Source organism: Sphingopyxis sp. PAMC25046, from assembly GCF_004795895.1.
Taxonomy (GTDB): domain Bacteria; phylum Pseudomonadota; class Alphaproteobacteria; order Sphingomonadales; family Sphingomonadaceae; genus Sphingopyxis.
Map to the genome: position 1 here is coordinate 1195308 of NZ_CP039250.1, position 18484 is coordinate 1213791.

General features: G+C 61.1%; 17 protein-coding genes. 10 read left to right on the forward strand and 7 right to left on the reverse strand.

What is annotated here, in order from left to right; all coding sequences use genetic code 11:
- Window positions 1-145 precede the first annotated feature (145 nt).
- Together E5675_RS05560 and E5675_RS05565 are read right to left on the reverse strand one after the other, a co-directional pair.
- Window positions 146-391, reverse strand: a complete 246-nt coding sequence (locus tag E5675_RS05560) for a hypothetical protein (protein WP_136173709.1) — start codon at window positions 389-391, stop codon at window positions 146-148.
- 459 nt (window positions 392-850) lie between these two features.
- On the reverse strand, window positions 851-1378 hold the full coding sequence (locus tag E5675_RS05565) for a hypothetical protein (RefSeq protein WP_136173710.1): 528 nt from the start codon (window positions 1376-1378) through the stop codon (window positions 851-853).
- Window positions 1379-1755: 377 nt separating this feature from the next.
- Between E5675_RS05565 and E5675_RS05570 the strand changes: the two genes are divergently transcribed.
- Window positions 1756-2319, forward strand: a complete 564-nt coding sequence (locus tag E5675_RS05570; RefSeq protein WP_136173711.1) for a sigma-70 family RNA polymerase sigma factor — start codon at window positions 1756-1758, stop codon at window positions 2317-2319.
- Window positions 2320-2321: 2 nt separating this feature from the next.
- On the forward strand, window positions 2322-3335 hold the full coding sequence (locus E5675_RS05575; protein WP_136173712.1) for a FecR domain-containing protein: 1014 nt from the start codon (window positions 2322-2324) through the stop codon (window positions 3333-3335).
- Here the strand turns inward: E5675_RS05575 and E5675_RS05580 are convergent.
- From E5675_RS05580 to E5675_RS05595, 4 genes are all read right to left on the reverse strand, one after another.
- Window positions 3322-4515 carry a site-specific integrase gene (locus tag E5675_RS05580; protein WP_136173713.1) on the reverse strand — a complete coding sequence of 398 codons (1194 nt, stop codon included), beginning with the start codon at window positions 4513-4515 and terminating at the stop codon, window positions 3322-3324. The genes E5675_RS05575 and E5675_RS05580 overlap by 14 nt on opposite strands.
- A complete protein-coding gene (locus E5675_RS05585; RefSeq protein WP_136173714.1) occupies window positions 4508-5692 on the reverse strand; it encodes a site-specific integrase in 1185 nt (394 codons plus the stop codon). Before E5675_RS05585 ends, E5675_RS05580 begins: the two co-directional genes overlap by 8 nt.
- A 311-nt stretch (window positions 5693-6003) precedes the next feature.
- Window positions 6004-6954, reverse strand: a complete 951-nt coding sequence (locus E5675_RS05590) for a nucleotidyl transferase AbiEii/AbiGii toxin family protein (RefSeq protein ID WP_232014687.1) — start codon at window positions 6952-6954, stop codon at window positions 6004-6006.
- A gap of 123 nt (window positions 6955-7077) precedes the next feature.
- Window positions 7078-7668 (reverse strand): hypothetical protein, encoded by a 591-nt coding sequence (locus E5675_RS05595; protein WP_058804221.1) that lies wholly within the window; start codon window positions 7666-7668, stop codon window positions 7078-7080.
- A gap of 201 nt (window positions 7669-7869) precedes the next feature.
- Between E5675_RS05595 and E5675_RS05600 the strand changes: the two genes are divergently transcribed.
- From E5675_RS05600 to E5675_RS05615, 4 genes are read left to right on the forward strand one after another with little or no spacing between them, the layout of a single operon-like run.
- Entirely contained in the window at window positions 7870-8193 is a 324-nt protein-coding gene (locus E5675_RS05600) for a ribbon-helix-helix protein, CopG family (RefSeq protein ID WP_058804222.1), read from the forward strand.
- A complete protein-coding gene (locus tag E5675_RS05605) occupies window positions 8190-10253 on the forward strand; it encodes a type IV secretion system DNA-binding domain-containing protein (protein WP_058804223.1) in 2064 nt (687 codons plus the stop codon). The genes E5675_RS05600 and E5675_RS05605 overlap by 4 nt, the downstream gene beginning before the upstream one ends.
- Window positions 10250-13195 (forward strand): MobF family relaxase, encoded by a 2946-nt coding sequence (gene mobF, locus E5675_RS05610; protein WP_058804224.1) that lies wholly within the window; start codon window positions 10250-10252, stop codon window positions 13193-13195. Before E5675_RS05605 ends, mobF begins: the two co-directional genes overlap by 4 nt.
- Entirely contained in the window at window positions 13192-13755 is a 564-nt protein-coding gene (locus E5675_RS05615) for a lytic transglycosylase domain-containing protein (RefSeq protein WP_348769823.1), read from the forward strand. The genes mobF and E5675_RS05615 overlap by 4 nt, the downstream gene beginning before the upstream one ends.
- Window positions 13756-13824: 69 nt before the next feature.
- Here the strand turns inward: E5675_RS05615 and E5675_RS21420 are convergent, their stop codons facing one another.
- Window positions 13825-14325, reverse strand: coding sequence for a DUF2285 domain-containing protein (locus E5675_RS21420; RefSeq protein ID WP_168707799.1), 501 nt, complete (start codon window positions 14323-14325; stop codon window positions 13825-13827).
- Window positions 14326-15096: 771 nt separating this feature from the next.
- On the opposite strand from E5675_RS21420, the gene E5675_RS05625 reads away from it, so the two are divergent.
- From E5675_RS05625 to E5675_RS05640, 4 genes are all read left to right on the forward strand, one after another.
- On the forward strand, window positions 15097-15621 hold the full coding sequence (locus E5675_RS05625; RefSeq protein ID WP_058804225.1) for a sigma factor-like helix-turn-helix DNA-binding protein: 525 nt from the start codon (window positions 15097-15099) through the stop codon (window positions 15619-15621).
- A 29-nt stretch (window positions 15622-15650) separates the two neighbouring features.
- Window positions 15651-16583: a HEPN domain-containing protein gene (locus E5675_RS05630; protein ID WP_058804226.1), complete on the forward strand. Its 933-nt coding sequence runs from the start codon at window positions 15651-15653 to the stop codon at window positions 16581-16583.
- A 190-nt stretch (window positions 16584-16773) separates the two neighbouring features.
- Window positions 16774-17421: a sigma-70 family RNA polymerase sigma factor gene (locus tag E5675_RS05635; protein ID WP_058804227.1), complete on the forward strand. Its 648-nt coding sequence runs from the start codon at window positions 16774-16776 to the stop codon at window positions 17419-17421.
- Window positions 17414-18424 (forward strand): FecR domain-containing protein, encoded by a 1011-nt coding sequence (locus tag E5675_RS05640; protein WP_058804228.1) that lies wholly within the window; start codon window positions 17414-17416, stop codon window positions 18422-18424. Before E5675_RS05635 ends, E5675_RS05640 begins: the two co-directional genes overlap by 8 nt.
- The last annotated feature ends 60 nt before the right edge of the window (window positions 18425-18484 follow it).

The window sequence follows — 18484 nt, forward strand, 5'->3', positions numbered from 1 at the left end:
TTGGATCGAGCGTCCTGTCGCCACCCTCAGGTAACCGGACGCGGGAGCGCCCGGTCCCGTCGGGCGGCGATGCGGTGCGGCGCACCGGCCTCCTGCGCGCGGCTCCGCCGTGCTCGTCGCAGGGACCATCCCTTCGGGATGGGCGTCATTTGTGCGGGGCTATCTCCGGCAGGGGCTTGAGCGCCGCGACAGATGCAGTCCCGCCAGCACGGATCGCAAGATCGACGATCTCCCGAAACTCCCGCTCGGTGAGGGTCTCGACAGGGAGCTCGGGCACGATCGCGGCATATTTGCCGCGCAGCGCGCGGCGGGCATTTTCGACATCTTCGGCGACCTTGCGCTGGCGCGCTTCGAGGTCGGCGAGACGCTCACGTTCATTCTTCTTGGGCATGTCCATCTTCCTTTCGATGGTCTGCCCGCCACTGAGCTTTCTATCGAATGGATATCCCATGAATCAACCCTCCCGAGAATATGCCCGGCGTGCCGCCGGGAAGAAAGAAATCCCCCTTGCGGGGGAGCCCGCGCGCCTTCCGGCACGAGGCGTCGCAGCGACATGGTCGCTGCGGTGGGCGGACGCACGCCGTTGGCGTTTGTAATGCACCCTACGCACCCGTGCTGCTCATAAATGTCGGCTTTTCAACGGCTTGTTCGGATCAAGGCCAAGCCGTCAGGACACATCTTGCGCTATTTTGATCCGTCGATCAAGGCTGTGGCGTAGCGAAATCTGCTCGCTCAGGCACCCAGCGGCTTCGCCGCCCGGTGCATCGCGAACAGATTGGCACTTGTCCTCTTTCGTAGCGTGGGCAGGTTCGCTTAGTCATTCATTCGCAAAGGTGCGTTTCCCGCGTGATTAAGCAGCGTTGACTGCTTTTCGAAGCTGTCCAAGAGCCGACGTTAGCCGTTGCCCATCGCGCTTCAGTGCCGTCAGCAGAGCGTCGGCCTCGTCTTTTTCCAGCGCCAAAGCGTTTCGTTCGGCTTGGCGCGAGCGGATCGACAAAACGCGCATGACCAGCACCCATTGACCGCTGCGTTCGACGGTGATTTTCACGACTCCATGACACAACAGGTTACGGAAGCTTTCGTGCTTCTCGCGAAATTGCGAAAGCTCAATAAATGCCGACTTGCCGACTTCCTTGAACGGGCCGTCAGGTGAAATCGCTACAGCCAAATCTTCAAGCCGCTGCCCGATCAGATGCCGCAGACGAACGCCGGTGCCAGTCGGAGCAGCGGCACTTAGGTCGAACAGCGTCTCAGTCACCGCCATCTCGACCGTCGAGAAATGGTGCAGGCAAGCTCCGCGCCAAGCGTTGACCTCGGCGAAAATTGCGTCCCACTTTGCTGGCGACGGCGGCGCGTTCGGGCTCGGACTTGTGTCCATTCCCAAGCGATAACCCGAACATTGTTAAACGCAAGCTAATCAACTTTGCATCGTCATATTGGTTTTCTCAAACATCGAGCAGCGTTACTGTCCGGTTTGTCGCGAGCGAATGCGGGGGCACGGGCGCTCTGATGATAAATTTTTGCAATCGCAATACTACCCACTTCGCTCTGATCTCAGTCATGTAGTCTAGCGCATAGCCGGTTTTTGCGTCCTCTTGTTTTCTGCCCGTCGCCTGATAGGTTCGCGAGAGCACTGCACAAAACAGGGGCAGGGGGGCCGCCAGTCTCGCTCGTTGGGGTTATCGGATTTCCTCTCGTAGCTAAATCATGTGCCCCTCGACTGGCATTCACGCTTCAATGTAATGGAGAGCATTTGTGCGTAATCCGTTGATGTCTGCAACAAGCACAGCAGAAATTGATGAGGAGCGGGATGCGCGAAACGAAATCATTATCCGCCTATATCGGAATCATCATCGAACCAATGTGCGCTGGCTAACGGGACGAGTGAAGAGCGTTGCAGTTGCCGAAGACTTGGTTCACGATGCTTTCACTAGATTGATGAAAAAGAACCTGTCTAATATAGAAAATCCTGCTGGCTATCTCCACAGGATTGTTAGGGGTCTTGTCTGGGAGTGGTCAAGTCTTAAAAGAAATCAAATTGAACGTAGCTTTGTCCCGTTTGATGAATCTTTTGATGTTGCAATGGCAGGCGATCAGGATCGCTTGGATGACCAGCAAATTTTAAGGCTTCTGGAAAAATTTATCCAAGAACTTCCTAGTAATACAAGATTGGTTTTTCTTTTGGTTAGATTGGAAGATTTAACATACGACGAGGCCGCGAAGAAAGCTGGAATGAGCGTGAACGGTGTGAAGTATCATATGAAGGTCGCGCTAAAAATGCTTCGGTCTTATCGCGATATTATTGAGGATGTCTCTTGAGCATGGGTCGTGAAGCCGACACCGACGAGCAAGCCGATTATTGGTTCACTAGAATATACATAGAGCGTATAGAAAACGATAGAGATGCGTTTAAATATTGGCTCGACAGTAATCCAGCTAATCGCGCAGCACTCGAAAGGACTGAAAAGGCGTGGGAGGCGTCAGCCGCGTTGAAGAGGTCACCTTTTGCGCGCCAATTGCTCGATGAGGCGTGGGAGGCCAACAAGCTTAGTCGTGCTCGAAAGCGTAACATAGGGATTCTAGGCGTTTTATGCCTAGTGACTGCGGGCGTTACATATTTAGGTTTTCAATCCTCACCAATCTCTCCTCGCAAAGCGGAAATCGCGTCTGCTGCCCCCAACGCTGGTAAGCCGTTGGTGCGAGTGAATGCGCTTGATGAGCCGAAAATCGCGACCTTGCCCGACGGATCGGCCATCGTCGCGGCAAAGGGAACGCTCCTTACGTTCCGGTATGACGGTTCTGCTCGGATACTGCAACTTGACCAAGGTCGCGTGCGCGTAATCGTCAAGCATGACAAACGTAGCACGTTCACTGTTGCTTCCGGAAATGTGAGCGTCGTTGCTCTGGGAACCGTTTTTGATGTGGAGCGGGACGCGCGAAAAACTCAAGTCGTTCTCATAAGTGGTTCTGTCGAGGTGAGGAAGAGAGCAATCGGAGCAGCGGTCCCTCCAGTTATTTTGAAAGCTGGATATCAGTTGGACATACCCAGTGCGAACGGAACCGCCGCTGATGCCATTGTAACTCCTACTCCAATAAGATCGGCTGGAGAGAATGCGTCTTACCCAACAACCTTTGATGTCGAAGTGGGAGCGTGGCTGGATGCTCTCTCTGACGCGCAGGGCACCCCAAGAGTTATCGTGCCTGAGCGTATTAGACATAGAACGGTAAGCGGATTGAGCAGCATAACTGATCCAAAGATCGCTGCTGATCTAGTTTCAAAATTATATGATCTTCGCATGACAAAGTTACCTGATGGTAGAATTAGACTGGAGTAGGCTGGTGTGATCGTTCGTTGGGAGCGTGTCTGAGGTCTGTGCCAATCCATGCCCCTATTTTCTCAGCCGCTGCGAGCAGCGCGGCGTCGGCAAGGTGGGCGTAGCGCGCCGTCATCTGCACTCGCCGATGACCAAGCAGCCGGGAGGTCGAGAACAGCGTCTCGCCCGACATGACCGCATGGCTGGCGAAGCTATGCCGCAGGTCATGAATACGCAGCGCCTTGGGCAATCCGGCTGCTTGCCGGACGACCAGCCAGACGCTCCGCACCGTCTCGTAATGCTGCCGCCCACCGAGCGGGAACACTGGCGAGCCGGAGCCGCGCGCGCGGGCGGGCAAGCGGGCGCGATGCGCGTTGAGCAAGCGGCGGACAGGAAGGCCGAGCGGCACGTCGCGCGGCCCCGTCTTGCTGTCGCGCAGTCGCAGACGATCCGGCAGCACGTCGCGCCATTCGAGTGCGACTGCTTCGCCGACCCGGCAGCCGGTCAGCGTCAGGAAGCGCAGCAGTGGCGCCACCGTGCAGCCTTCGGCGGTGCGGGCATCGAGCGCCGCGCCAAGCCGTTCCATCTGCTTTTGGCTCAGGAAGGTGCCGACGATCTTGCGCCGGTTCATCCTGATACCCGTCACCGGGTTGCGCCAGCCATCAGGCATGTAGCCCCATGCCTTCGCGCTGGCGAGCATCTGGCCGAGGATGCCAAGCGCGCGATTTGCCCCGCCCGGTCGTCGGGCGCTGTAGCCCTCGAACCAGCGCACCACGTCCGGCTGCGTGATCGCATCGAGCCGCTTGCCGCCGAAGGCGGGCAGCAACTCGCAGCGGACGTAGCTGCGATAGGTCCGCAGCCCTTCCGGCTTGTAGCGCGCCGCGCATCGCCGTTCATGTTCCAACCGGAATATCTCGAACGGCGGCGCTGTGGACGGCGCGGGCGGGGGAGGGGCATCGCTCGCGAAGAGGGCGGCGGCAATCTGGCGCGCGGCCTTCACCGGGGTATCTGGGAAAGTGCCGAGCGACTGCCGCACAGGTTTGCCATTGACCCGCGCGCGCATGGTCCAGCTTCGCGCGCCGCAGGGCTGGACGCGCAGCGCAAGCCCCGGCTGGCGCGTATCGCGCAAGGCATATTCGCGCGCTTCGGGCTTCGCCCGCGCGCACAGGCTATCGGTCAGGGAGAGGCGCAAGTTAGGCATGACGCGCCTCCCCGGTCTTGCCGCGCAAGGCGCGGTCGATCAGTCCCGACACCCGCGTTGCCGAATTTGCCAGCGCACCGGTTGACAGGTGGGCGTAACCAAGAGTGCTGTCCAAGTCGTGGTGGCCGAGCAGTTGTCCGACCAATCGCAAGTCGATTCCGTTCGACACCGCGAGCGACGCGAAATGGTGCCGTAGATCGTGGACCCGCAGCGACCCAATGCCCGCTTCCTCGCGGATTCGATCCCATGCCCGATCAATGGCCCTGATCGGTCCTTCGCTGTTCGGGGCCGGGAACACCAGCGGCCCCATTGCCGTTGCCTTGCGGGCGTCGAGGATCGCCCGCGCTGGGGCGTTGAGCCAGATCGTGCGCGGTCCCGCCTTGGAATCTTCCAGCACCGCGCGCGGCCCCGCAATGCGGTCCCATTCCAGTCCCAATATCTCGCTTCGACGCGCGCCGGTCAGAAGCAGGAGGCGAACCGCGTCACAGGCGTCGGGGAACCGCTCTTGCAGCCGGTCGAGCGCGGCCCAAAGCTGCCTGACCGTCGCAGCGGGGAGCAACTGGCCCCGGTTGCTTCGCTGCTTCTTCCGCAAGCCCCGGCAAGGGTTCGAGCCGGGTTCGCGTAAGCCGTGGCTTTCGGCATAGAGCATCATTCCCGACAACGTGGACAGAGCCATACGCGCGGCAGCGCTTTTGGCGGACACGTCGAGGTGCCAGCGCGTCACGTCTTCGGGGGCAAGATCGCGGACCCTGCGCCGCCCCAAGGCGGGGAGAATATGCCCCTCAGTAACCGACCGCATTTGGCGGACAGTCGAACGCTTCCAGCGTCCCTTTTCCCCCCACGCGAGGAAGCGCGGCATAACGTCCGCGATGCGCGCATCGCAGCCGAATAGGGGCGCGGAGGGGGTGGCGGTGGAAGGGGTGGGCGAAGGAGCTTGTTGCGTCCCGGCCATGCGCCTTGCCGCATCCAGCGGGATCAGTGCGGCATTGCCGAGCGTTCGGCGCATTGTCCGCCCGCCTGTCTTTTCGAGCAGCACCCAAGAGCGCGCACCGGAGGCACGGAGGCGCATGGCGAGCCCTTGCGCCCCGGCATCGTAGAGCAGGCGCTCGCCCTTGGCGGGCAGGTCAACGGAGGCAATTTCAATGGTGGCGAGGTCAATCGGTTTTGCACGTCGCATAGCGTCGTCACTCCATAAATCCCGGCCCCTTGCGGGGCCGGTGGAGCGCGTCCGGGATTGTTCCCCAGGACACGCGGGGATTTATGAGCAACAAGGGTGTCGGGCGGCTCGACCGGCCTTCGGCCGATCATTGCCGATCCTTCAGGAGCTTAAACTTTCCCCTTCCAGATCAGCTATTTGTCCGCCGCGTGGAGTGTTTCGATGTGGCGCATTCGCAAGCTCATGCGTCTATGTCGACTCACTCCCGAAGGTCGTTAATGTAATGCACCCTACGCACGGGTGCTGCGGATCTGTTCCTCATTCTAATTCAGCTAGTTATGTGGATATCCTGGCTCGACCAAGATGGCGTCATCTGGCAGCCGCGGCTGCCGGTTGCGGCCGCGTTTGGCAGCCATTGGGTGCAAGCTTCTGATTTCATTTGGCATCTTTTGGCTGCCGCAGCTGCCACATGGAAAAACGCCGGTACCGACTCTATTTGGCCGGTACCGGCCTGCAAAGCCGCTCCAGCGCCCCGACGGCTTCCGGAAATGTGGGAATTTCTGTTCAGTGGCAAAGGCCATTCCGCCTACGAAGCGGGCATATTCATCCGCATAGAGCGTGTCTGATTGCAGGTGCTCCACCAGGGCCGCCATGCGTTGCGCAGGGAGCATGCCTTCCAGTGCGCCGCCACCGCGATGCGAATCGGCCATAATCGTCTCTTCAGCCAGGGCAGGGAACTGCGCGTTTGCGGAAGCGGTCGCTTCGAGCGCCGCGAGATCGTGAAGATGACGCACGATCGTCGGGTCATCACCGACCCTCTCGCGGTCGCGGGTGAGCACCCGCCAGCAGAAGGCGCTCAGCTTGTCGGCGGCTGTCTCGACCGGATCGACGCACGCAATCGCGGTGATCTCGGGTTCCAATCCACGATACTGATGGACGAAAGATGCCAGCGGCCGTTCGCCGGTCGCAAGCGGCGTGGGCTTGGCGGATATCTCGGCCTGGATATGGGGGCGGAGCGCGTCATGCCCATCGAGGATCGTTGGATAGTCCATGTCGATCTGGATGAACCCGTTGCCACTTCCGGCTTCGACCCCGGTTATGACGAATCCCGCTGCCGCCCAGGCATCGGCGAGTCCGTTCTTGAAGGCGCTCAACGCACTACGTTTTTGCCCCGGAGACTTTTCCAAGAATGCGTCCGAGAGGATGAGCTTGAAATCTAACTCCTCTGAAAATCTCTGAATCAGCCCGTGCGCTTTTAGGAGCGACGTTCCCCCTGAAAACACTGGCGTAAGGTCGGGCGTGGCCAGTTGAGAAGGACCTGAATGGCCTGGACGACATACCAGTCTTTCTCGACGAACGCTTCGTCGACGCGCAGCGCACCTGCGACGCGCCCGAGCGTTCTTGCGTCAGGCGCGTTCGAGAATGACATAGGCGCCATCATAGCCGATCCGGCGGCGGACACGGTTCTTGACGGCAATCGTTCGCCCGGTGGGGACTTGGTTCGTTCGGCCGCTGTTATAATCTCTTGTCTGGCCGGAATCGGAGACCGTTTTCCCCAGCCGCTTGAGGGCCTCGGTCGCGAGCCGCTTGATCCCGACGACGGGGGCGGGCTTGCCGGTCACCGGCGAGCGTTCGGCGCGCGCATAGAGCCCGTAGCCGATCTGGACGAGGCGGCCCTCCTCGGTGACCCTCCGCAGGGCGCGCCCAACGGCATCATAGCTGCCAAACGTCTCGAAATCCCGGCGCAGGAAGACATTGCGCTTTGAACGAGCCACGCGTCGCGCAACACGATCGGCGATCGAGTTCGAGGACATAGTCGAGCCGCGTGCCCGCCTGCGGTAACGGCCGCGACCGACACGCACGAGTTTACCATCGTCGACCAGCTTGCGCAGCACGCGGCCAATGGAATCATAATCGGCGTCGAGCGCAATCTGCGCGCGATCGACGACTTTCCCCTCGGGGACATAATCCAGAATCTGTTTCGACAGGCTCGGCATGGCTTCACCAAAATACGACGCTTACGGCATTCAGATAGTTTTGTTTGAACCGTTTTTCAAGCCGACCGTAGCTGGATCGAGATGATTGCGACAGGCCAGACCTCGAAATATCCTTCATCGATTTGCCTGTCAGAGCCGGTTTCGCTATATAAGAGGGGCTACGCGTCCTCACTTGCCGAAGCTCCAGACCAGGAGCTTGCCATGGCAAGACTGACTATTCGTCTTCCCGACGATCTATACGACCGGCTCGCGGCCGATGCGGATGCGGCAGGCGCCTCTACCGCGGCCTTCGTTCGTGACGCCCTCGAACAGCTGAACGGCGCCGACCCCTTTGGCTTCCATGCCCGCTTCGACGAACTTCATTCGACCGTCATCCAAGTGCTCGCGATCCTCGCGTCCGACGTCGGCGCGCGCGCGCCCAAATCGCTCGCAAAGGGGATGGAAGATACAAAGCGGCTACTCCTCGACCGGGGACTGATCACCGCTGGCGACCTTCCCGCTCTGGGGGGAGGCGCGTCGTCATGAGCATCTTCCGCAACGACACGCTCGGCAGCTGGACGCGCGGCGGCCAGGCCATCGTCCACAATGTCCGGATGACCACCCAGGTCTTCTTCCAGACCACCCTCGCCGGGCTCAGCATCTGGGTCATCGGCGCCATCTGGTACGCCTTCGAAAAATCGGATGCCTATCAGCGCTTCGTCCTTACCAAGCTCATTGAGGCAAACTTCAAGGCCGACGCCGCGCCGGGGACGAACGACCCGGTCCTGTTCCGCACCCCGGATGGCCGCGAATATTGGACGTCGGCCGACTGGCTGGTCGATTCTGTGATCGCGAAGCAGGCGCTCGAAAAGCTCGAGAGCGATCTCATCGGCGGGGCGATCCTGTCCGGGGTGTTCGCGCTCGCAGCACTTGTCTTCGCCTGGTTCTATTTTACCCGGACAGGGAAGGGGCTCGGTTCCAATGAATATCTGCGCGGGGCCCACTTCGGGACAGTCCGTCAGGTACGACGCGCGCTTCGCGGCGAAGCGAAGGGCAGCTTCGCGATCGGGGGCATCAACGTCCCGAACGCTTTTGAAACCGAGCATGTTCTGATCTGCGGCGCTCCCGGCACGGGCAAGACCAACATGATCGTCAAGATGCTCGAGGGCATCCGCGCCAAGGGCAAGCGGGCGATCGTTTACGACACCGCCGGCACCTTCGTCGAGAAATTCTACCGCGAGGGGAAGGACATCCTGCTCAACCCCCTCGACGAACGGTCGGCCATCTGGTCGCCCTGGGTCGATGTTCCGCACGATTATCATTATGACCAGATCGCGGAATCGACGATCCCCGACAAGCATGGCGATCCTTTCTGGCCTAAGGCCGCGCGCGGTACTCTGGTCGCCGTGCTGCGCAAGCTCGCAGCGCAGGGACGCACCTATATATCGATCCTCCTTCACACCATCGTCCGCTCCTCGCTGAAGGATTTGTCCGCCTTCGCCGCAGGGACCGATGCGGCGGCGTTTATCTCGATGGAGGGCGAACGCACGTCGGCGGGCGTCCAGGCTGAGCTCGCGTCGGTGATGCGCAGCTTCGCCTATCTCGATGATACCGACGACGGGCTTTCGATCCGCGACTGGGTGGCGACCGAGGGGGACGACAGCTGGCTGTTCGTCACCGTGAAGGCCGACCAGCTTCCCTCGCTCCGCCCCCTCATCACGGTCTGGCTCGATATCGCGATCAGCGCGATCATGAGCCTGAAACCCGATCAGCAGCGCCGCCTCTATTGCGTGATCGACGAGCTACCCTCGCTCCAGAAACTGCCATCGCTTTCGGACTTTCTCGCACGCGCCCGCAAATATGGCGGCTGCGGCATCCTCGGGTTCCAGTCTTATCCGCAGCTCGAGGCGACATACGGCATCCAGGATGCCGCGGCGATCACCGGCTATTGCTCGACCTGGGTCGCGCTCCGGGCGAACGATACCCCCACCGCCAAGCACGTCAGCGAGAATTTGGGACAGGTCGAGCAGGTCGAGGCGAACGAGGGGATGAGCTACGGCGTCAACGACATGCGCGACGGGGTCAATCTCTCGCGCATCCAGGTGACGCGACCTCTTGTGATGCACACCGAGGTCACGAACCTCCCGAACCTGTCGGGCTATCTGCGGTTCGGTCGCGACCTGCCCGTCGTTCGCTTTGCGGATCGATACAACGACCTGCCATCCATTGGAGAGGCATTTACCGAACGCCGTCGACTTCCGCATCGCATCGCGCCTCTGCCCGCGCCGCCGTCACCATCAGGTTCGGTAGAGGCTGCCCCGTCATCGGCGAAACCGGCGAAGAACGGTGCGCCAGCGCGCAAACGGTCCGGGAAGCGCGAAGCGAATGCGAATGCGCCCGAGCTGAAGCTCGATCTCCCGATGGGCGCGTCCGATCCCGCGCCTGAAGACACGAATGGGGAGGCGCCAACCGACCGGGACGCGCCCGCCGATGGTTCGCCCGATAATCCGGCCACGCCCCTCGAAATCATCGCCCCGCACTGGGATCGCACCCTACGGCAGCACGGTCGTCCGGGCGGTCGCCGCCGGCCCGCGAAGCCTGCATGATCCATCCGCGCCGCCTTGGAGGCAAACCCGGCAATATCGCCCGCTATTATACGATCGGCGATTATTACACCAAGGGTGGGGATGAGCCCTCGGAGTGGGGCGGGAAGCTTGCGGCCGACCTCGGTCTTTCGGGGCCGGTCGACCGCAAGGCGTTCGAGGCGCTGCTCGCCGGCAAGGTCGATGGGCAGCAACTCGGGCGTATCCGGAATGGCGAAGTTCAGCATCATCCGGGGTGGGACTTTGCCGTCAAAGCCCCGAAGTCGGTGTCGATCATGGCACTGGTGACGGGCGATGAAAGGATCATCGCCGCGCATGAGCGCGCGGTCGGGACGGCCATCGCCTGGATCGAGGAGCATGCCGAACTCCGTCGGCGCATGGACGGCAAGATTACCCACGAGACGACGGGCCAGCTTCTCTATGCGCGTTTTACCGAACATGCCTCGCGCGAGCTCGATCCGCACCTCCATACCCATGTCGTCATCCTCAACATGACCCGCCATGCCGGTGACGAGCAGATGGTGAGCCTCGAATCCCGCGCCATGTTCGCCGAGCAGATGGTCGCCGGCCAGATCTATCGCAACGACCTCGCCCATGACCTCAGGGGGATTGGTTACGAGATCGAGTTCGACCCGCGCCGGGGGTTGTTCGAGATTCGGGGTGTCCCCAAGGAGCTGATCGATGCGACGTCGCGCCGGGCCGAGCAGATCAATGCGCACGCGAAGGAACATGGTTTCCAGGGCCAGGCCGAGCGATCGATTTCTTTCTTCGCGACCCGGCCCCCCAAGCAGAAAGTCGATCTCGACACGCTCCATGCCCAATGGGCAGAGCGATCGAAGGCTCACATTCCCGCGCTCGAAGCTGTCCGCGACGCCGCCGATGCGCGAGAGGAGAAGCATCTGGACGCCGATACTGCAACCGTGCGCCGCGCTGCGCTGTTCGGGCTTCGCCAGTCGGAGACACGCGAAGCGGTCAATAACCTTGGTCGGCTCATCCGCACCGGGCTCGCGTCGCATGTGGGCGATGTTCGGTTCCGAGACATTCGCCCCCTCTTCGAGGAGCATGAAGCACGGCTCAAGCTGCTAAAGACGAGAGAGCCCACCGGTGACCAAGTCCTTACGCGCGGCAGAACCTCGCGCCGCGCCGCGCGGCTCGAGATCGCGCTATCGACGCATATCTCGCTAAGCCTTGGCGATGGGGTTCCGCTTGCGTCGCGGGAACGGATCGACACGTCGCTGCGCGGGAGCATTCTCAATGATGACCAGCGACAGGTGCTCGCCGAAATCGCGATATCCAGTGACCGCGTCATGGGTGTTCACGGCGTCGCCGGCTCGGGCAAATCGACTCTCATCAAGCAGTTGAAGGCCGCGGCCGATCCGGGCTGGACCTTCATCGGATTGGCGCCGACCTCATCGGCGACCGCGAAACTCGGCCAGGACGCGGGTATCGACTCTCGTACCGTCGCCGCGCTCCTAGGCGGCGGCGGGCATGATATTACCGACCGTCATGTCCTGGTCGTCGACGAGGCTGGCCAACTCGGTAGCCGACAAGCGCAGCGGATATTGCAGATCAGCCACGACACCGGTGCGCGCGTTCTTCTTCTCGGCGACAACAAGCAGACCGGGGCGATCGAGCAGGGCAAACCATTCTGGCTGATGCAGAAACTGGGCCTGCCGACGGCTGAACTGACGGAGGCGGTCCGACAGCAAACCCAGTCGATGAAGGCCGCGGTGGCGAGCGCGCGCAGCGGGGATTATGCCGCGTCACTCCAATCGCTCGACAAGATCGTCAGCGGCGAGGGCGCGGACAAACTTGCGGCTAACCTCGTCGCGGAATGGACGCGGCTCAAACCCGAGAACCGCGACAAGACCAATATCTTGGTTCTCGACAACGCGACCAGGCTGATCGTCAACACGCAGATCCGCGAAGTTCTGAAGCGGGAAGGGGCCGTTGCCGCCGAAGACGCGCGCATCGATATTCTTTCGCCCTCCGGTATGACCGACCAGGAGAAGCATTTTGCCCGGTTTTATTCGGGTGGCCAGGTCGTGACCTTCGCCCGCGACAATGCCGGGCTCGGTATCGCCGCCGGCGCCGAATATCGTGTCGACGGTATCGCACGCGATGCTCGCGGACGCCAGCTCGTGCGGCTTGTCGACGAGAAGGGTGGGACGATCCTCTGGAATCCCCGTCTCGGCCGCGCGTCGCAAGTCAATGTGTTCGTCGAGGACAAACGCGACATCGCCGCGGGCGATCGCATTCAGTGGCGGCTTGCGACCAGGGAGCTCGGCCTCAAAAATGCGGAGCGCGGGACGATCGAGCGTCTAGACGGGACGATCGCGACTATTCGCTGGGACCGGAGCGTCGAGCCGCAGAAGATCGACCTCTCCGTTCATCGCACCTGGGATTATGGCTACGCCGAAACTGTCTATTCGGCGCAGTCGAAGACCTATGACCGCGTCTATGTCCTTGCCCCGGTCGGATCGGGCCTCGTCAATGGCCAGAATTACTACACCGCCATCACTCGTGCTCGTTACGGCGTGAAACTCTGGACCGAGGACCGTGATCGCCTCGTGCAGAAGCTCGAGAAGCATTCTGGCGAAAAGACGTCCTCGCTCGAAGGCTTGGGACGTCTCTGGCGCGACAGCCACCACATCCGCGGCGCCCGGCTCGCTGAAAGTCTCGACCGGGCGCGCGAGCTGATGCTGAGCACGCGTGCGGATCGCGCCGAGCGAAGGGCCGAGCGCGAGCGCGAATGGAACGAGGTTCTGCGTCCGCCATCGCTTGCGGAAATGCTCGCGGGCCGCGCGAGAGACGGCATGTCGAAGCTCGATGCCTATCTGAACGGCATTCTCGCTGGCTCGACGAAGAGCCAGCGCGCGCAAGCACCGACTGATCCCGAGCCCGCAGAGCAACCGCATTCCCGACAGCAAGGACATGATCGATGAACATATTCCCGTTTCCACGGGCAGCCGAACTCGCCAGCGCGCCTATCGGGGTCCGCGCTTCGCAAGATTTGCGGTTTGGGGTGACGGCGGCCATCTTCACCTTGGCATTCGGCATCTCACTGCCGGCAATGGCTCGCGCGCCAGTCGCGACGGGTGATGCTGAGATCGCTCGCTGCATCCGCAGCGCCGCCCATGGCAAGCCGTGGCTCGAACGCACGCTTTGGGGTCTGCGCGATCAGGAAGGCGGCTGGATCGGCGCCGCTGTCGTCAACAGCAATGGCACTCATGATCTGGGGCCGTTGCAAATCAACAGCTGGTGGGTGCCCAAAATTGCGACGCTCGTGGGGCGGCCCGAAACCCATGTTCGGCATTGGCTCCAGAACGATGCCTGTTTCAATGCGGAGGCGGCGCGCTGGATATTCCTGTCGGGGCTCGCGGCGGCCGGCGATTATTGGAAGGCGATCGGCGTCTATCATAGCCCGACGGGTTGGAGGCAACTGCGCTACGCGGCGAGCGTCTCGCAGCATCTACGCAGAAGATTCGGCAGCCAAATATGGTGAGCGCGCAAGATAGCGATGACATGTGTGCAGCCCGCAAATTGCCCCCAGGCACCGGCTATTTGCGACAAATTATTCGAACCATGGCCCTCCCAGCGGATCGGAAAGACGACTTCGGGCTGTCCGAACCAGCCGTTGCACCCTCAGGCGATGAGACGAATTTTCTCGGCGCCAGCGCTTGGGCGCGATTGCATCTGGGAACAATTCCCTCGCGATCTCTTGTTCGCTGGCGCCGGCAAGTATTGCATCGCCGATACGAAGTTCCATTATCCACCTTGCAGCCCGCTGTTCGCGGGGAATCATTGACCTTGGTAAGCGGCCATTTTCAAACAGGGCGAGCAACTGTCGTAGTGCTTCCAGTTTTGGTTTTGCCGATCGTACGCCACTCAATTGATATTCAAGTCTTGCCGGGCCGCCGAGTAGCGAACCGCCATGCACGTCCAGCCTGACGATCCAGTGCCCGTCACTGAATAGCCAATGTTCCGTCTGGCTCGCATCAATTTCAACCGAGACGAATGACGCGAAGTCCCGAATATCGAACAGGTCACTCGAAGCCGCTCGCCGGCCGGTCAAGTGACTCCTCACAACCTTCGGGTCCAGTTTTGTGCTCCAGATCGGTCGCGCCACGGGAGATGCGAGAGCCGGATCGACCCATGCGACGAGGCCAACACATTTGGGCGCGTCTGACGGCAGTGTATCACGCGCGCTCCAAAGGCTGCGATAGAATCCGTTCCGCCGTAGCCATTCCCACGCGAACGCGCGGCGATCGCACCGCAACAACGCATCATATTCGCGAGGATCGCACCAGTCAGATGCTGGGGGATCGTGACGGCGCGGGCATAAGGTGCTGGGTCGGCTGGCGAAAATGGCATCGCGGCGCTGGGTTTTTCCTCCCGACGCCATCTCAGCTCATTCACCGCGGACAAACTGATCGCGAGAGAAGTGCGACGGCAAATGCGCGGCAGCTAGCTGCCGCGCATAGATCGATGGCTGGCGCACGCATGCAGCGTCGAACCGAAGATTTGGATTGTGTGAATTCAAGATCGACCCCGATAGGCGGCGCGCTCGGCGCGTCTGCGCAGTTCATCGGTCATCGTGATTGCTGATCACTACCCCCGGACTTTCCAGTGAGAATTTCCGGGGGGCGAACTTACTTTGCCCGACACTATCGCAAGGTTCGATGGTGCGCGGCATCCTGCCCGCTCGTCGGCACTCAATGGCTGATCGATGCATCCCACGACTGCGCGATCGGTGTCGGACAGGAAGGGGAGTGGGAAGGATGGAAGCGAGGACAGCGGGTTGCGTACCCGCTGGAGTCCTCGGCTGCCATCAAGGATATATTCCATGGACACCGTTCATCTTTGCGCGCTCCTCCGGGAACTGCGCGACCAACTCGCCGACGAAAGCAGGTTCTTGGGCGTCGTCAGCCGTCGCAGACGTCGACGTGAACTTCTCGCACGCGTGCAGGCCGTGCTTGCGGTCGATGCCGACGACACCGCTCCGTCAGGTCTCATTGAGGCGACCAGGCAGGCCTGGGCGGCCGAAGACCGCGTGCTCATCGCCGATCGGGCACCTTGTCGCGTCGATCGCGCGGGCGTGTGGATCGGCGCCTGGATCCGCGCCGCAACCGGCCCCGGCAGCCGTGAAAGCATCGATCCCGAGCGCTTGGCGGCCGCCATCGCCGCGCTGCCGCCTCTTGCCCGAGACGTGTTCACATTGTCCTCCCGCGGCAGCCTCGACTATCCGGCGATCGCCGCGGCCCTTGGCATTTCGGAGGATTTGGTTCGTCGCGAACTTGCCGCGGCGCTTGTCGCGATCGATCAGACTCTGACGATCCAGCAGCGCGATAACCCGTCGCCCATTGCCTGATGGCCCCCAGTCATGCAGGAAGAATTGTCATGCGCACGGACATTACGCACCTTCCCGCCCGCGGCCAGCGCGAACTCGAGGCCATCGTGCAGGCGATTTTCGAAGAATTCGAAGATGCCCACAAGCTCGCGAACGGCGAACGCAAGGCTGGCCGGATCCTGAAAGTCATTCTCTATGGCTCGATGGCGCGCGGCGAGGGGATATACGAGCCGCACACCGAGAAGGGCTATGTCTCGGACTATGACATCCTCGTCATCGTCAATCAGGTCGAACTTACCGATCACGAATATTGGTATCATCTCGAGAACCGGCTGGCGCGCGATTATATGGTTCTTCACCGGCTGCGTCATCCGGTGAGCCTGATCGTCCACACGCTCCAAGAGGTGAATAATAATCTCGCCGATGGACGCTTCTTTTTCTTGGACGTCGTCAAGGATGCGGTTGCGCTGTATCAATCGGACGACAGCGAGCTCGCGACGCCACGACCCAAGCGCCCTGCGGATGCGCTCGCGCTGGCACGCGAATATTTTGACGAATGGTACCCGAGCGCCGGCGAGTTCTTTGCCATGTTCGAAGCTGCTCAAAATCAAGGGTTTCGAAAGAATGCCGCGTTTCAGCTGCATCAGGCTACTGAGCGTCTCTATCACACGTTGCTGCTGACCTGCACGCTGTACACGCCGCACAGCCATAATCTGGAAAATCTCCGCAACCAGGCGAGGAAGGTCGACCGGCGCCTCGTCCATGTCTGGCCCGACGACGACAGGCAGTCGCGCCGCCGCTTCAGCCTCTTGAAGGACGCCTATGTCAAAGCCCGCTATTCGAAACATTATCGGATCAGCGCGGAAGATCTCGCATGGCTGGGCGAGCGCGTGCAGGAGCTGAGCGCGATCGTCCGGGAAATCTGCACCGAGAAACTGGCTGAGCTCGAACGCGCTGCCGCGTCAGAGTCGGGCAATATCTGATCCTGTGCCGGACGGTTGCCACGCTCAGGACCGGTGCTGAGCGGGCGCGGCGTAAATTCTGCTGTTGCAACGACAAGCTACCCTCGTCATGATGCGCGAAGGGGATGGGTGAACCCGTCTCCTGATCTACAAACGCCCGACTATGCGGGTCGGCCGTCACATCGTTACGCAATTGGCCTGCACACGGGCAATGCTGCGTCATGCTTTGCTGATCGGCTTTCAATTCCATGCCACCAAATCTTCAGACCTCGTCTCGGCGCACGCGGCGTTCTGCAGCGGGTATTGCGGCATGAACCGATCCGATAATGATCGCGCCCCTGTGCCGGAAACCGGCGAAAATGATCGGTTGATCGACCGGTTGTTCCGGTCGGAGGCGCCGCGCCTCGCACGCCTCTTCCGCCGATCGATCCGGAACCAAGATGAGGTGCACGACCTTGTTCAGGACACATTTGTCAATTTCGTCGAGGCGCGCCCTAGGTCTAAGGTGCGCACCCCCGCTGCCTATCTCCGCACGATTGCCCGAAGTCTGTTGTGGGAGCGCACGCGGCGTCCCCGCGCCCATGATCGAGCAAACCATGTCCCGGTGGACGAGGCCCACGAGTTGTGGGTCGATCCGGAACAGGAATGGATGATGGAGGCGTCGGATTTCATGCGCCGCTACGAGGAGGCGCTTTCAGAACTTCCATCGCGAACGCGGGAAGTATTCCGGCTCCATCGGCAGGAAGAACTGACCTATCAGGAGATCGCCGAGAAGCTCGGTATCACCGTTGACGGTGTCAAATACCATATGAAGAAGGCACTGCTCTATCTCGATCACAGGGTGAACGCCAATGGCTGAAACACATCGCTATGAGCAAGATCAGCTCCGCCGCGAGGCCGGCGAATGGTTCGTTATCATGAACGATGAGAATGTGAGTGAGGAAGACGAGCGGGAATTTAAGCGATGGCTCGCGCGTGGTGCGCTGCATCGCGCGACCTATAATCGCATCGCTGGCCTTCATTCCGCCGGCAAGCGCGTCGATTGGGAAAACCTGCCGCCGCCCAAGCCGGTGCGCGGGACGGCCAAACGCGTCTGGATCACCGTAATCGGATGCATGGCGCTCATAGGCTTCGTCGCATGGCGCGCGAGCGGAGCACCAGCCTTCTGGCCGGAAGCGGATACGACACAAATGGCGCAGGGCCACGCGGACGCATCGCTCCAATATTCGACCGAAGCTGGCGAGGTGCGCGAGTTTTCACTTCCGGATGGGTCTCGCCTGACCTTGGACGGTGACACCACGATCCGAGCATGGTTTCGATCTGGCGAGCGCCGTCTACGACTAGGCCGCGGCCGAGCGCGCTTCGATGTCGCGCACGAAGAACGTCCGTTTGTCGTTGACGCGGGCGACAGCGAGATCGTTGCCGTGGGAACTGTCTTTGACGTAGCTTTTCGCGACAAGCGCACGGTGGAGATTCATCTCCTGCGGGGCGCCATTGACGTTCGCCGAGCGCAGTCGGCAGGGAAGGCTGAACCGATCCGGCTCGAGCCAGGTGACGAGCTCCGCTATGCGATCGAAGGTTCGGGCAACTCGGCAAGTGTTCAAAAACGAGGAACGGAAGCCGACTGGACGGAGGGCGTGTCCGAAGCGCAGGAAGCGCGCGTTGCAGATCTCATAGCCAGAGTGAACAATCGATCAGCGACTAAAATCTACCTTGAAGACCCCGCCATCGCGCCGCGCATCGTGTCTGGGCTAAACGGGATCGATGACCCGGAATTGCTCGCTGAGAATCTGTCGAATCTTTACGATCTGCAGATAACGCGGAGCGGGAACCGCATTATTTTAGGCGATCCGCAGAAATAACGCTTCCTTCGACTACCCTGCGCAGCGTGCGCAACGCTCATACCCTGTAGGCACGGGCAA